The 15,244-nt window shown below is 55.1% G+C and carries 14 protein-coding genes; all 14 read right to left on the minus strand.

Annotated elements, in window-relative coordinates; translation table 11 throughout:
• Window positions 1–19: 19 nt before the first annotated feature.
• On the minus strand, window positions 20–1,102 hold the full coding sequence (gene rlpA, locus G544_RS0100570; protein WP_027272788.1) for an endolytic peptidoglycan transglycosylase RlpA: 1,083 nt from the start codon (window positions 1,100–1,102) through the stop codon (window positions 20–22).
• A gap of 10 nt (window positions 1,103–1,112) precedes the next feature.
• The gene (gene mrdB / locus G544_RS0100575) at window positions 1,113–2,222 is read right to left on the minus strand and encodes a peptidoglycan glycosyltransferase MrdB (RefSeq protein ID WP_027272789.1); all 1,110 of its coding nucleotides are present in this window, start codon (window positions 2,220–2,222) and stop codon (window positions 1,113–1,115) included.
• 21 nt (window positions 2,223–2,243) lie between these two features.
• Entirely contained in the window at window positions 2,244–4,145 is a 1,902-nt protein-coding gene (gene mrdA, locus G544_RS0100580; RefSeq protein WP_027272790.1) for a peptidoglycan DD-transpeptidase MrdA, read from the minus strand.
• Between the two features lie 24 nt (window positions 4,146–4,169).
• Window positions 4,170–4,640 carry a 23S rRNA (pseudouridine(1915)-N(3))-methyltransferase RlmH gene (gene rlmH, locus G544_RS0100585; protein WP_027272791.1) on the minus strand — a complete coding sequence of 157 codons (471 nt, stop codon included), beginning with the start codon at window positions 4,638–4,640 and terminating at the stop codon, window positions 4,170–4,172.
• 3 nt (window positions 4,641–4,643) lie between these two features.
• Window positions 4,644–4,961 carry a ribosome silencing factor gene (gene rsfS / locus G544_RS0100590; protein ID WP_027272792.1) on the minus strand — a complete coding sequence of 106 codons (318 nt, stop codon included), beginning with the start codon at window positions 4,959–4,961 and terminating at the stop codon, window positions 4,644–4,646.
• 127 nt (window positions 4,962–5,088) lie between these two features.
• Complete coding sequence (gene nadD / locus G544_RS0100595; RefSeq protein WP_027272793.1) at window positions 5,089–5,751, minus strand: nicotinate-nucleotide adenylyltransferase; 663 nt, start codon at window positions 5,749–5,751, stop codon at window positions 5,089–5,091.
• 1 nt (window position 5,752) lies between these two features.
• Window positions 5,753–6,775: a DNA polymerase III subunit delta gene (gene holA / locus G544_RS0100600; RefSeq protein ID WP_027272794.1), complete on the minus strand. Its 1,023-nt coding sequence runs from the start codon at window positions 6,773–6,775 to the stop codon at window positions 5,753–5,755.
• Window positions 6,772–7,323: an LPS assembly lipoprotein LptE gene (gene lptE, locus G544_RS0100605; RefSeq protein ID WP_027272795.1), complete on the minus strand. Its 552-nt coding sequence runs from the start codon at window positions 7,321–7,323 to the stop codon at window positions 6,772–6,774. Before lptE ends, holA begins: the two co-directional genes overlap by 4 nt.
• Before the next feature lie 14 nt (window positions 7,324–7,337).
• Window positions 7,338–9,920: a leucine--tRNA ligase gene (gene leuS, locus G544_RS0100610; protein WP_027272796.1), complete on the minus strand. Its 2,583-nt coding sequence runs from the start codon at window positions 9,918–9,920 to the stop codon at window positions 7,338–7,340.
• Between the two features lie 234 nt (window positions 9,921–10,154).
• Entirely contained in the window at window positions 10,155–10,880 is a 726-nt protein-coding gene (locus tag G544_RS0100615; RefSeq protein ID WP_027272797.1) for an amino acid ABC transporter ATP-binding protein, read from the minus strand.
• The gene (gene gltK / locus G544_RS0100620) at window positions 10,880–11,563 is read right to left on the minus strand and encodes a glutamate/aspartate ABC transporter permease GltK (RefSeq protein ID WP_027272798.1); all 684 of its coding nucleotides are present in this window, start codon (window positions 11,561–11,563) and stop codon (window positions 10,880–10,882) included. The genes G544_RS0100615 and gltK overlap by 1 nt, the downstream gene beginning before the upstream one ends.
• A 3-nt stretch (window positions 11,564–11,566) precedes the next feature.
• Entirely contained in the window at window positions 11,567–12,304 is a 738-nt protein-coding gene (locus G544_RS0100625) for an amino acid ABC transporter permease (protein ID WP_027272799.1), read from the minus strand.
• A gap of 89 nt (window positions 12,305–12,393) precedes the next feature.
• Complete coding sequence (locus G544_RS0100630; protein WP_027272800.1) at window positions 12,394–13,290, minus strand: glutamate/aspartate ABC transporter substrate-binding protein; 897 nt, start codon at window positions 13,288–13,290, stop codon at window positions 12,394–12,396.
• Between the two features lie 421 nt (window positions 13,291–13,711).
• Window positions 13,712–15,244: an apolipoprotein N-acyltransferase gene (lnt, locus tag G544_RS0100635; RefSeq protein ID WP_027272801.1), complete on the minus strand. Its 1,533-nt coding sequence runs from the start codon at window positions 15,242–15,244 to the stop codon at window positions 13,712–13,714.

A 15,244-nucleotide genomic window follows, 5' to 3' on the forward strand; every position in this document is an offset into this window, starting at 1 on the left:
GGCCTGAATGCGCTATAACTCAGAGCGCGCCGGCCGTAGTAATAAAGCTGTTTGCATGTCCGCTATCGGACAGGCGTTGCAGCAGTGACTGGGCCTGTGCTTTGCTGGCGAAAGGGCCCATCTGAACGCGATAAAACGCGCCGCTCTCCGTCACTCGCCCAGGAACGCTAAGCTGGCTGCTGAGGTTTTGCTGTAGCGTTTGGGCTCTGGTGCGGTCATTGGTCGCCATCACCTGTACTACATAGCCTGAAGTTGAGCTCGAGGCGCTCACCGGGCGCGCATTGTCGGCATTTACCGGCGCTGGCACCACAGCGACCGTATCGGGTGCAGCGGGTATCGACAGCTGGCTGCCCGACGCGGCCGGCAGCGTAACGTTCTCTCCCTGAACGGGGGCGCTCAACTGGGTTGTGGGCGTATCGGCCGGTGGCGGCGTTGGGATCGACAGCTTATTGTCGGGCCGTGTCGGTAAGTTAACGGGTTCGCTCTGCTGTGCGCTAAGTCCGTTCGTGCCGCCAAAGTCCGGTCGGGCAGGCAGTGCGTAGCTTTGTTTCACGACGGTGGAACCGACAGTGCCGGGGCCGGACAGGCTGCCGTCCGGTGAAACGATAATGACGTCAAGGCGAACCTTGGTTTGGCTGGTGACGTTGAGGCGGTCCGCGGCGGCTTTAGATAAATCGATGATGCGGCCTTTGGTGAAAGGGCCTCTGTCGTTGACGCGCACCACTATCTGGCGCCCGTTGCTTAAATTGGTTACGCGAACGTAGCTAGGAAGCGGCAGGGTAGGATGCGCGGCGGTGAGCTCCGTTGCGTCAAAGACTTCGCCAAGGGCCGTTTTGTTGCCGTGCAGCTCGTTGCCGTACCAGCTTGCAAGCCCAACCTGGCTGAAGTTTTCAGGATTCGTGATGATACGGTAGGTGGTGCCGTTTATCTTATAGTCTTTAAGCGTGCCCGGGTTGTAAGGCTCGTAGCGCGGTTCGGCGCCGCCTATCTCTTTTGCCGGTCCGGTTTGGGGCAGCGGCGGCAGGGTGTTGGTGGGCGTCGTCGTCTGACAGGCCGCCAGAAAAAGGCTCATTGTTCCAATCCATAGCCATGATTTGCGCATCAAACAACCCTCATACGTTTTTAGAAAGCAGCTTTCTGTGAGTGTGTATCGACATCACCAAGCCTAATCCCGCCATAAGCACAATCAGCGCGGAGCCGCCGTAGCTGATGAAGGGTAACGGTACGCCAACGACGGGCAAAATTCCACTAACCATACCTATATTGACAAAAACATACACACACAAAATCATTACGATGCCGCCTATCAGCACCCTGCCGAAGCTGGTTTGTGCGTTGGCCGCCAGCATGAAGCCCCTGACGATGACGCAAAGATAAAGCGCCAGCAGTACCAGTACGCCTACCAATCCCAGCTCTTCCGCCAGTACGGCGAAAATAAAGTCGGTATGTCGCTCGGGAAGAAACTCAAGCTGGGACTGGGTGCCGTGCAGCCAGCCTTTCCCCCACAGTCCGCCTGAGCCTATCGCAATTTTGGATTGTATGATGTGGTAGCCTGCGCCCAGCGGATCGCTTTCAGGATCGAGCAGCATCATGACCCGCCCCCGCTGATAGTCATGCATAAGGAAGAACCAAAGTATCGGTATAAAGGCGGCGAGCGCCAGAGCGGCGATAAGAATGAGCCGCCAGCTCATGCCGGCTAAAAACAGAATGAATAAGCCTGAAGCCGCGACCAGAATGGCTGTCCCCAAATCGGGCTGAGCGGCGACCAAAAGCGTAGGGAAAAAGATCAACACCAGAGCGATGCCGGTATTTTTTAGCGAAGGGGGACACGAGTCTCGGTTAATATAGCGCGCCACCATAAGCGGGACGGCTATCTTTGCGATTTCCGACGGTTGGAATCGTACAAAGCCCAGATCGAGCCAGCGCTGGGCGCCTTTACTGATTTGGCCGAAGACGTCAACCAGAATGAGTAAGATAACGCAAAAAATATAAAGATAGGGCGCCCAGTTTTCATAGATCCGGGGCGGGACCTGCGCCATTACCAGCATAACGCCAAGCCCAAGCACCGTTTGGCTTACCTTGCGCTGCATCATGTCCGGGTCCTGGCCGCTGGCGCTCCACAGAACGAAAAAACTGTAGGCCAAGAGGGTCAGCACGAAGAAGGTCAGAATCGGGTCGATGTGGATTTTAGTCCAAAACGACGGCTTTTTGTTATCACTCATGGATTACCTGCATTACTGTTCTCAGTCGCCTTCGTGCGGCAGGGTGGTTAACTCGGGCAACGCGGTATTCTGGTCGTCCAGCAGGATGTGGTCAAGAATGCGGCGCACGATGGGCCCCGCGTTGCCGCCACCGCCGCCGCCATTTTCCAGAATCATCGATACGGCCACCTTAGGGTTATCGTAAGGGGCAAAGCCAATGAAAAGGGCGTGGTCGCGCAGGTGTTCAGCAACTCTTTTTGCATTATAGACTTCGTTCTTCTTCAGGCCGAAAACCTGCGCCGTACCGGATTTTCCCGCCGCCTTGTAGGGCGTGCCGGCAAATACGCGCCGTGCGGTACCGTTCGGGCGGCTGACGACGCCGTACATCCCGTCTTTAGCAATTTCCCAGTAGCCGGAATGAATATCTCCGATGTGAGTATTCTCTTTTTGCCGGTAGGGCTCAAGCTTGCCGTTCACTTTGGTGCTAAGCAGCAGGTGCGGCGTTTTTACCAACCCGTCGTTAATCAGCGTAACCAGCGCCTTGGACATCTGAATCGGCGTCGCGGTCCAGTAGCCCTGGCCGATGCCGACCGGAATGGTATCACCCTGATACCACTGCTTCTTATGGCGCTTCATTTTCCATTCGCGGGTCGGCATGACGCCTGGATACTCTTCCGCAATATCGATGCCGCTGTATTCGCCATAGCCGAACTTTTTCATCCAGGCCGACAGGCGGTCGATGCCCATGTCGTAGGCGACCTGATAAAAGAAGGTGTCGGCTGATTCTTCCAGCGATCGGGTGACGTCTAGCTGACCGTGGCCTGAGCGCTTCCAGTCGCGGTAGCGCTTGTCGGTATTCGGTAACTGCCACCAGCCCGGATCGAAAAGGGTGGTTTTTTTGGTAATTACGCCGGAAGAGAGCGCGGCGACGGCAATGTAAGGCTTCACGGTAGACGCGGGCGGATAGGTGCCCTGCGTTGTTCGGTTAATCAGTGGGCGGTTGGGATCGTTAAGCAGGCTCTGATAGTCCGCGTAGCTTATTCCATCAACGAACATATTGGGGTCGTAGCTAGGGCTGGAAACCATAGCGAGGACGCCGCCGTCTCTCGGATCGCTGACCACGACCGCCGCGCGGCGGTTCCCCAGCAGCGTTTCTATGTACTGCTGGAGGCTAAGGTCGATAGTCAGATAAATGTCTTTCCCCGCCTGCGGCGGCTGCTCGCTAAGCTGGCGGATCACGCGCCCGCGGCTGTTGACCTCGACCTCTTCATAGCCCGGCTTGCCGTGCAGCACGTCTTCATAATATTTCTCAATGCCCTGTTTGCCGATGTCGTGCGTGGCAGAGTAGTCCTGCAGCTTATCACTGGCCGCCAGCCGTTCCAGATCCTGAGTGTTGATTTTGGATACGTAGCCGACGACGTGAGTCAGCGCTGAGCCATAGGGATAGTAACGCCGCTGATAGCCTTTGACCTCGATACCGGGAAAGCGGTATTGGTTAACGGCAAAGCGGGCGATCTGTAGGTCAGTCAGCTTGGTTTTTAGCGCGATGGGCGTAAAGCGGCGCGAGTTTTTGCGCTCTTTTTCAAAATTGGCGATGTCGTCGTCGTTAAGATCGACGATGGAGCGCAACTGCTCTATGACTTCTTTAAGATTACTTATTTTTTCCGGCACCAGTTCCAGTTGATAGATGGTGCGGTTTTCCGCTAACAGAGTGCCGTTACGGTCATAAATCAGCCCGCGCGAGGGCGCAATGGGCACCAGCTTAATGCGGTTGTCGTTGGAACGGGTGCGGTAGTCTTCAAAACGCTCGATTTGAAGGTTATACAGGTTGGCTATCAGAATAGTGATAAGGATGAAAACGATGACGACAGCGATCAGGGCTCGACGTAGAAACAGTGCTGATTCAGCCGTGTGGTCACGGAAAGCGTTAGGTTCTTTTTTCATCCCAAAACTACGTTAGTTAAATGGCTATTCACGGTGGTACGGGTGGTTCGTCGTGATGCTCAATGCGCGATAAAGGCTTTCTGCGACCAACACTCTGACCAGCGGGTGCGGCAGCGTAAGCGGCGACAGCGACCAGCTTTGCTCAGCAGCCTGTTTACAGGCCGGCGCCAGACCCTCCGGGCCGCCGATAAGCAGGCTGACGTCGCGGCCGTCCTGCTTCCACTGCGTCAACTGCTGGGCCAGCTGCGGCGTATCCCAAGGCTTTCCCGGGATGTCCAGCGTCACGATGCGGTTGCCTTTACCGACAGCGGCCAGCATCAGCTCGCCTTCTTTTTCCAGAATGCGCTTAATGTCTGCATTCTTGCCCCGCTTTCCGGCTGGAATCTCCGTCAGTTCAAACGGCATATCCTTAGGAAAGCGGCGCTGATAGTCGTTAAATCCGGTCTGCACCCAGTCCGGCATTTTCGTGCCAACGGCGATAAGCTGTAGCCTCACCCGTTAGCTCCAAAGCTTTTCCAGTTCATATCGCCTGCGGCTTTCATCTTGCAGCACGTGCACCATGATGTCGTCGAGATCGACAACGATCCATTCGCCGTCTGCGTCGCTTTCAACGCCCAGCGGATCCATCCCGGCCTGACGGGCGGCCTGAAAAACGTGCTCGGCAATGGACTGTACGTGTTTGCTGGACGTACCCGTACAGATAATCATGCAGTCGGTGATGCTGGACGTCTTACTGACGTCGATGCTGACGATGTCCTGACCTTTTACGTCTTCGATTTTATCGATAACAAATGATTGGAGCTCGCGGCCTTGCAAAGGTTCCCCCAGAATACAATAGGTATTTATTAAAAAGCGTTTACGTGACGCGTTAAGACGGTTCCCGCCCGGAGAGAGTATCTTCGCCCGGCGCGGCGCAATTTAAGATAGTAACATGATTCCCGTTTCAGATGTACAAACCCTGTTGGTCAATGTACGTTTGTACGGACGTTGGAAGCAGATCGTCGAGGCTTAAGCCTTTGCGCTTTCTCTGGCGGATGTCGGTCGCCGATATGTCAAGCAGGGGCGTGTGCGCCAGGTAAATAAGGCCGTGCGGCCGCTGTTTAAGGCTTTCGACGTTGGTCGTTTGGTGGCTTTCCAACCAGCGCTCAAGCTCCGGCGTATCGAGCCGGCTGGCGTAACCCGGGCGGGCGCAGACCAGTAGGTGACAGACGTCGAGCAGGGACTGCCATCGGTGCCAGTAATGTAGCGTAAGAAGCGAATCCTGACCGATAATAAACGCCAGCGGCTGGCCGTCGCCTTTTTCCCTGCGGATCTCTTCGAGCGTATCGATAGTGTAAGAGGGCGCGGTTCGATGTAGCTCCCTTTCGTCAACCGAGAATAGCGGATTGCCTTCAATCGCCAGCTCCACCATTTTCAATCTCTGCTGCGCGTTAGCCTCCGGCTGAGGGCGATGGGGCGGAACGTGGTTGGGCAACAGCGTAATATGCTGAAGGCCGACCTCCTTGGACAGCGCCTCAACCGGCTTAAGGTGGCCGTAGTGGATCGGGTCAAACGTTCCCCCGAACAGAGCATGGACCGGCTCGTGGCGGCTTAGCCTGTCAGACATGTTAATACGCCTCGGATAAGGGTTTGCCGCAAAGCAGCATCATCAGGCTTTCAAGGTCATCCCAGACTGATTGACCAAAATCCTGCTTTATAGTGAGTTCTATTTTCGTTAGCAGGGAAACGGACTGCGCCAGCCGGGCCGCATCCAAACGCTGTAACGCCTCAGTCACCAAAGGGCGACGATTTTGCCATATCTTTTGCTTATCGAACAGGGCTCTCAAGGGCGTATCCTGCATTTTTCTCTGCAGATGAAGCAGTTGAAGCAGCTCTCGCTGTAGCGTTCGAATCAGGATCAGCGCCTCGGATTCTTCCAGCCTTAGCTGATGCAAAATGTGGTAGGCCCGCTTGATTTTTCCCGCCAGTATCGCATCCACCCAGTGATAAGGGGTAAAGTGCGCCGCGTCGTTAACCGCTTGCTCTACGCGCGGCAGCGTCAGCTTTCCGTCAGGGAACAGCAGCGAGAGCCTTTCAAGGGCCTGAGACAGCGCCAGCAGGTTTCCTTCATAGCAGTAGCAAAGCAGCTGAATGGCCGCGTCATCGATGGATAGTTGACGCATTTTGGCTCGTTGCGCCACCCAGCGCGGCAGGTGAGCCTGCTCCGGCGTCTGGCAGCTTACGACAACGCCGTGTTCGCCAAGCGCTTTAAACCAGACGCCGTTTTCCTGCGATTTCGTCGGCCTTGGGCCGCGAAGGATAACCAGTATATCGGAGTGGAGCAGGGCGCTGAGCTCGGTCAGGCGTTCGCCTAAGGCCGCGTTAACGCCCGCGTCGGGAAACTGTAGAATAAAAATCTTTCGAGTGGAGAACAGGTTAAGCGACTGGCATTCGGTAAAAATGTCGTCCCAGTCCGCCTGTGCGTTGAGGTCATAGGTAAAGGTTTCGCTGAACCCCTGAGCCGTCGCGGCGCGGCGTACCGCATCCTGACTTTCTTCCAGCAAAAGAGGCTCATTGCCATAGAGCTGATAGCAAGGGCGCAGCCCCTCCTGGAGCTGCGCCGCTAGCTGTTCAGGGTAGATTCTGATCATTGAGCCGGTACGGCGCCTTCAAGCTGCGCTTCGTCATCGCTCTGATCTTTCCCCGTGGTCTGAACGGTCGCCAGCTTGCGCACCAGCTGTTGGGCCAGCTGTTCACGCATTTCCTGATAGAGCATATCTTGCTCATTATCTTTGGCTAGAGCAGTCAGTGGGTTATCGAAGAAGGAACGGAACGTCTTGGCGCTGATGCGGTAGACACCTTCATTTGGAATAACAATTTGTGCGCTAATGGTCATAGCTATTTGGTATTCAGCCGTAGTACCGGTCTGAAATATAGATACGGTCTCTTGGCTAGCTCCTTCGGTACCTAAGCGGAGAATTGGCAAATCTTTCCGCGTGTTGTCATTTACAATAGTTACGCCGCTCTGACGAAGCTGGCCGCGCACCGCGCGGGACATCGGACCGTAAGGGTCTCCGCCTTCCATAATCAGCGTTTGCAGGCTTTGCGGCACGCTGGTAGTGCCGCGCAGGCTAAATCCGCATCCGGCCGTGACCAGCACGGCGACGGACAGCAGGGCTGCAAGAATAGGATGTCGCATAGTAGCTCCTCGGGTTAACCCACAACCAGGTTTAACAGTTTTCCGGGCACGTAGATAGCCTTGCGGATCGTGACGCCATTCAGGTGCTTCGCCACCAGCGGATCGGCGATAGCCGCAGCCTTGACGTCCTCTTCGCTGATGTCCGCCGCAACGGTGATGCGGGCGCGCACTTTGCCGTTAACCTGAACGACGACCAGCTTGGCGTCTTCAACCATTGCATCTTGGTCGGCAACCGGCCACGGCGCCATGTCGATATCGCCTTCGCCGCCCAGCTCGCGCCACAGAGCGAAGCTGACGTGAGGCGTAAACGGATAAAGCAGACGCACTACGGCCAGCAGGGCTTCCTGCATCAGCGCGCGATCCTGCTCGCTTTCCTGCGGCGCGCGGGTCAGCTTGTTCATCAGCTCCATCACGGCCGCGATAGCGGTGTTGAAGATTTGGCGACGGCCGATATCGTCAGTCACTTTGGCGATAGTCTTGTGAAGTTCACGGCGCAGCACCTTTTGTTCTTCGTTCAGGCTGCTGACGTCCAGATTGCCGGTTGGGCCCTTGGCTAAGTGGTCGTACGCCAAGCGCCAGACGCGCTTGATAAAGCGGTTAGCTCCCTCTACGCCGGACTCCTGCCATTCCAGCGTCATTTCTGCCGGAGAGGCGAACATCATGAACAGGCGAACCGTATCGGCACCGTATTTTTCAACGATGTCCTGCGGGTCGATGCCGTTGTTTTTGGACTTCGACATCTTGGTCATACCGGTATAGACCAGCTCACGGCCTTCTTTATCGAATGCCTTAACGATGCGCTGTTTGTCGTCGCGCTCAACGGTGACGTCTTTAGGCGAAACCCAAATGCGTTCGTTAGTAGGCGAGGTGTAGTAGAACGCATCCGCCAGCACCATACCCTGACATAGCAAACGCTTGGCGGGCTCGTCGGAATTGACCAGACCGGCGTCGCGCATCAGCTTGTGGAAGAAGCGGAAGTACATCAGGTGCATGATGGCGTGCTCAATGCCGCCGACGTACTGATCGACCGGCAGCCAGTAGTTTGCCGCGGCCGGATCCAGCATGCCTTTGTCATACTGCGGGCAGGTGTAGCGCGCGTAGTACCAGGAAGACTCCATGAAGGTGTCAAAGGTATCGGTTTCGCGCAGGGCCGGTTGCCCCTGATAGGTGGTTTTTGCCCAGTTGGGATCGGCCTTGATCGGGCTTGTGATCCCATCCATCGTTACATCTTCCGGCAGGATAACCGGCAGCTCTCCTTCCGGCGTAGGCACTACGGTGCCGTCCGGCAGCGTCACCATCGGGATCGGCGCGCCCCAGTAGCGCTGACGGGAGACGCCCCAGTCGCGCAGGCGATAGTTTATCTTGCGCTCACCGATACCTAATGAAACCAGCTTGTCGGCAATGGCGTTGAACGCTGCGTCAAAGTCCAGTCCGTCGAATTCGCCGGAGTTGAACAGCACGCCTTTTTCCGTATTGGCGCTTTCTGACAGATCCGGCGGAGTACCGTCGGCGGCCAGAATAACCGGCTTGATGGGCAAACTATATTTAGTGGCAAATTCCCAGTCGCGCTGGTCGTGGCCGGGGACTGCCATCACCGCGCCGGTGCCGTAGTCCATCAAGACAAAGTTGGCGACCCAAACAGGCAGCTTTTCGCCATTGAGCGGGTGGATCGCGTACAGGCCGGTCGCGACGCCTTTTTTCTCCATGGTCGCCATGTCGGCTTCGGCAACTTTAGTGTTGCGGCATTCGTCGATAAAGCGGCTCAGCTCGGGGCTGTTTTTGGCCGCCTGAGCGGCCAGCGGGTGGCCGGCGGCGATAGCGACGTAGGAGACGCCCATAAAGGTATCGGGGCGCGTGGTGTAAACGGACAGCGCATCATCGCTGCCGTCAACGGCAAAGGTAATTTCAACCCCTTCAGAGCGGCCAATCCAGTTGCGCTGCATGGTCTTAACCTGCTCTGGCCAGCTTTCAAGCGTGTCCAGATCGTTAAGCAGCTGTTCGGCGTAGGCGGTGATTTTGATAAACCACTGCGGGATCTCTTTACGCTCGATAGGGGTGTCGCAGCGCCAGCAGCAGCCGTCGATAACCTGCTCGTTAGCCAGCACGGTCAGATCGTTCGGGCACCAGTTCACGGCGGAGGTTTTCTTGTAAACCAGGCCTTTTTCGTACAGCTTGGTGAAGAACCATTGCTCCCAACGATAGTAGTCGGGGTCGCAGGTGGCGAATTCGCGGCTCCAATCGTAGCCGAAGCCTAAAAGCTTCAGCTGGTTCTTCATGTAGTCAATATTTTCATAGGTCCAGGGGGCGGGGGCGGTGTTGTTTTTTACCGCTGCGCCCTCGGCCGGCAGGCCGAAAGCATCCCAGCCGATGGGTTGAAGCACGTTTTTGCCCAGCATGCGCTGGTAGCGGGAGATAACGTCGCCAATCGTATAGTTACGTACGTGACCCATGTGAAGTCGCCCAGAAGGGTAGGGCAGCATGGAAAGGCAATAGTATTTTTCTTTGGTCGGGTCTTCAGTGACCTGGAAGGTTTTCTTTTCTTGCCAATGATTTTGTACGTGAGATTCAATATCTTCCGGGCGGTAATGCTCTTGCATGGCGACGCGTCGTCCTTATATTTTATCAAAACCGCCGTCCGGCTATCGGCTGACCCATAGCGACGGCGTTCGTTTACGATATACAGATCGGTATAGGATAGCGGTAAGCATCGGACTCAACAATACTCTAAAGCGACGTAAATGCGCTTTGATGCGATTATTTGTTGGAAAAAGCGCCGGGAAGGTTCTGACGTGTGGGTCATAAAAAAGGCGCCGCTAAGGGCGCCCGTAGGATTAGTGCAGGATTTTTGCGAGGAAGTCTTTCGCACGGTCCGACTGAGGGTTATTGAAGAACTCTTCTTTTCTCGTATCTTCAATGATTTTCCCTTCATCCATAAACAGAATGCGGTGGGCCACCTTTTTGGCGAAACCCATTTCGTGCGTAACGACCATCATAGTCATGCCTTCATAGGCCAGCTCAACCATAACGTCCAGCACTTCGTTGATCATTTCCGGGTCGAGCGCCGAAGTAGGTTCATCAAACAGCATGGCGATAGGGTCCATGCACAGCGCGCGCGCAATGGCGACGCGCTGCTGCTGGCCGCCGGAAAGCTGGCTAGGGAACTTGCTTGCGTGGGCCGCAAGCCCAACGCGCTCAAGCAGCGCCATGGCTTTATGTTCCGCCTCGGCCTTGTTGCGGTTAAGCACCTTAACCTGCGCCAGCGTCAGGTTTTCAATAATGGACAGGTGGGGGAAAAGCTCAAAGTGCTGGAACACCATGCCGACGCGGGCGCGAAGCCGGGCCAGATCGGTTTTCGGGTCGTTAACGACGATGCCGTCAACCGTAATGGTTCCCTGCTGAATAGGCTCAAGTCCGTTTACGGTTTTGATAAGCGTTGACTTGCCTGAACCGGAAGGCCCGCAGACCACCACAACTTCACCTTTTTTTACTTCGGTGGTGCAGTCTGACAGTACTTGAAAACGGTCGTACCATTTGGAAACGTTCTTTAAGGAAATCATTAAACGGTTGTCCTTTTCTTCAAATAAGTAACAAGCATAGAAGCAGATAGGCAGATGACAAAGTAAACGAAACCGGCGAATAACACCATTTCGATTTCGGTTCCCGAGTTTTTACCAATGTTGCTTGCGCTGCGGAAGAAGTCCGCCACCCCGATGATATACACCAGCGAGGTGTCCTGAAACAGAATGATCCCCTGCGTCAGCAGCAGGGGCGTCATGGCTCTGAAGGCCTGCGGCAGAATAACCAGGCGCATGGACTGCCAGGGCGTCATGCCCAACGCCAGCGCGGCCGAGTTTTGGCCACGTGCGACGCTTTGCAGGCCCGCGCGGATAATCTCCGAGTAGTAAGCGGCTTCAAACAGCGAGAAGGCGACCACGGCGGAAATAAAGCGAATATCGGTCTGCGGCGACAGATTGAGATAGGTTTTCAGCACCTGTGGCACGATCAGGTAGAACCACAGCAGCACCATAAACAGCGGCACCGAACGAAAGGTGTTGACGTAGGCGGCGGCGATGTAGCTTATCCAGCGGAACTTGGGCGGCGCCAGGCGGAAAATGGCTAATGCCGTACCCCAGGCTATGCCCACCAAAATCGCGCTGCCGGCGATTTTAAACGTGACCCACATGCCTTCCAAAAGGTAAGGCAGGTTGGGAATTATCGTACTCCAGTCAAATTCGTACATGGCTTATCCTCCGAAAGTGCCCGGTAGACGAAGTTTCTTCTCGACGATTTTCATCACCCTGATAAGCACGGCGTTTATCAGCACGTAGGCAATGGTAACGGCCAGGAATGACTCATAGGCGTAGCCGGAGTAGTCCAGCAGCTTGCTGGCCTGAGCTGACAGCTCAATCAGGCCGATGGTCGAGGCGACGGCGGAGTTTTTTACCATGTTGAGCATTTCAGACGTCAACGGCGGTATCACAATGCGGTAAGCATTGGGCAACAGAACGTAGCGGTAAGCCTGCGGTAGCGTAAGCCCCATCGCCAGCGCCGCGCTTTTCTGGCCGCGCGGCAGCGCCTGAATGGCGGTTCTGACCTGCTCACAGACGCGAGCGCCGGTAAATACGCCCAGACAGCAGATGGAAAGAATAAAGAACTGGATATCGGGATCCAGTTCACCCTTAAACCAGCTGCCGATAGATTCGGGTAACAGTTCAGGAACCAGTAGGTACCAAATAAAAAACTGAACGATAAGGGGAACGTTGCGAAACAGCGCTACGTAAATGGTGCCAAGCGTGGACAAAAAGCGATTGGGCACCGTACGCAAAATGCCAAATAGCGATCCCAGAATGAACGCAATAATCCAGGCGCAAAAAGACAGCGCGATAGTGACCTGAAAGCCGACCCACAACCATCCCAGATAGGTTGTATCCCCGAACGGGGCCTGTTCCAGAAATATTCCCCAATGCCAATTACCAAACATATCTAAGCCCTTCTTTTTTCTTCTTATCAGCGCCCCTCGCCTTATGACGAGGGGCGCTAACCCAGAGACGGTAAGCGGTACGCCTGCCGTTAGTTCAGGGCTTTGTCGTTAGGTGCGCTAAACAGTTTTTTCATGTCGTCAGACAGGTCAAAGTTCAGGTTCAGGCCCTTGGGAGGGATAGGATTTTTGAACCACTTGTCGTAAGACTTTTCCGCCGCGCCGGACTTTTGCGCCTGAGCGATAGTGTCGTCCATCAGCTTTTTAAACTGCGCGTCATCTTTACGCAACATGCAGCCGTAGGCTTCAAAAGACTGAGGCTTGCCGACGATTTCCCACTGATCCGGTTTCTTCGACTTGGCTCTTTCACCGGCCAGCAGGGCGTCGTCGATCATAAAGGCAACGGCGCGGCCGCTTTCAACGGTGCGGAAGGAGTCGCCGTGGTCTTTGGCGCTGATAATGCGCAGATCGAGCTTCTCGGCGTCGTTCATTTTGTTCAGCAGCGCTTCAGAGGTGGTGCCGGAAGTGACAACGACGTTTTTGCCCTTAAGGTCGGCGAAGTCTTTAATTCCGCTGTCCTTGTTAACCAGCAGACGGGTACCGACGATGAACAGGGTATTGGAGAAATCGACCTGCTTTTGACGCTCTGCGTTGTTAGTCGTTGAGCCGCACTCAAAGTCGTAGGTGCCGTTTTGCAGCAGCGGGATACGGTTTTGAGACGTCACCGGAATAAGCTTGACCTGAAGGTTAGGCATATTCAGCTTTTTCTTCACCGCGTCAACGATGAGATTAGAATAGTCCTGTGAATAGCCTACGACGTTTTGCTGATTGTCATAATAAGAGAAAGGTACGGAAGATTCGCGGTGACCTACGGTAATCACGCCGCTGTCTTTGATTTTCTTTAGCGTGCCGTTGAGTTCTTCAGCATGGAGCGAAGTGCTTGTCAGGCCCATTAAAACCAGCGGCAGTACTAACTTGCGTAATTGCATGACTTACTCCTTCATTTTATCAGTGTGGTGTTTTTGCTGTGTTTCACAAGTCGACGAATTTGCCGCAAGTGATGTAATTAAAATGTAGTTTAATGATGCATTTGTGTAAAACGCATAACACTTCATTTACCTACGAAATGCACCAACAGTGAACGATTTCACAACTCTGCTCTTTATTGGTGCAATTCTGCACTTATAGAGTGCGACCCCGCTCAAGAACCATATCCGTTAAGGTTATTTTGGCCTTTTTGTTCAGGTTCATAGAGTATGTAGCAAGGCGTGTGCCAACTCTTATTGGTGTTATTTTCTTGTTAAATTAAGAAGTAAAGGAGCGTGATGGCATAGGGGCGTTAAGCATATAAACCAAAGCCCCTCGCCGAATGACGAAGGGCTTTGGTAGAACGCGCGATATAGGAATAGCTTAGCGGCGGCGAGAAAGCAGGAAAGAACCGCCGATGAATACCGCCGTCAGAAGCCAGACGGGAAGGCTGCCCCAGCGGGCATAAGGCGTAATGCCGGTTGTGGGCGCAACGTTAACTTCCAGCACTTGGCGCTTGAACTGCGGGATCTGCGCGATGACGTCGCCGCTGGCGGAGATCGCTGCCGTCACGCCGTTGTTGGTGCCGCGAAGCATTGGACGGCCAAGTTCCAACGCGCGCATGCGAGCCATCTCTAAATGCTGCCAGGGGCCGATGGAGTCGCCAAACCAGGCGTCGTTTGAAATGGTCAACAGGAAGTCGGTATCGGGCGTCCAGTTGTCTCTGACCTGCTCGCCGAGAATAACCTCATAACAAATGGCGCTGGTGATTTTATACCCGTTAGCCTCAATAGGGGACTGGCGATAGTCGCCGGAGCTGATAGAGGACATGGGCAGATCGAAAAACGCCGCCAGAGGCCGGAGAATGGACTCAAAAGGAACGTACTCGCCGAAGATGACCAAGTGGTGCTTGTTGTATCGATTATCGCCTTCATACCGATAAGGCTGTCGGTTGCCAAGCACGATAAGAGTGTTGTAATAGTTGCCGCCATCGCCGTTTTGGGCAATGCGGTAGTCAATAATGCCGGTTATCAGCGAGGTGTGCCTCTGGCGATAGCCTTCATCCAGCGACTTCAGGAAAGAAGCCTGCCGCATTTCTACATCGGGGATGGCCGCTTCCGGCCAGATAACGATTTTGGCTTTGCCGACGTAGGGTTCAGACGCGTTGACGTAGGCCTCAAGCGTAGGCAGCAGCTGGTTTGGCTTCCATTTTAGCGACTGTTCGATGTTGCCCTGCACCAGCGCCACGTCGGCTGCTCTTTCCGGCTGCTCGGTAAACCACTGAAGCTTTTGCAGCGGCCAGGGCAGGAGCATCAAGGCTACGGCAATAGCCGCCGGAACGATGCGGCGGCGAGAGGCCGCCAGCACCAGCAGACCGCTGACGGCCATCAAAAGGAAGGTTATCGCGTTGACGCCAAACAGCGGAGCTATGCCTTTGAGCGGGCCGTCGATTTGCGCATAGCCAAATTGAAGCCACGGAAAGCCGGTAAACACCCAGCCGCGCAGAAATTCGGTCACCTGCCATAGCGCGGGCGCGGCAAAAACCAGCCGCCATGCGCCGGCCTGCGGCCAAAACTTTGCAAGCAGCCAGGTAAACAGCATTGGGTAGAGCGACAGGTAGGCGGCTAACAGCAGCACCAGCCCTACGCTTGCGGGAAGAGGAAGTTCGCCGAATTGATTGATGCTGACGTAGACCCAGCTGACGCCGCTGCAAAAAAGCCCTAATCCCCAAAAAAAGCCGACGCCCATGGCGGATTTGGGCGAGCGGTTAAGCGTCAGGGCCAGCAGGGCGCAAAGCGCGACCAGAGAGGCTGGCCAGAGGCTAAAGGGGGAGAAGGCTAGCGTTCCGCTGGCGCCAAAAATAAACGCCAGCCCGAGGCGAATCGGGCGGCGGTCAAGAAAAGAGGCGTGAGTCAT

It is taken from the genome of Leminorella grimontii ATCC 33999 = DSM 5078, from assembly GCF_000439085.1.
Taxonomy (GTDB): Bacteria; Pseudomonadota; Gammaproteobacteria; order Enterobacterales; family Enterobacteriaceae; genus Leminorella; species Leminorella grimontii.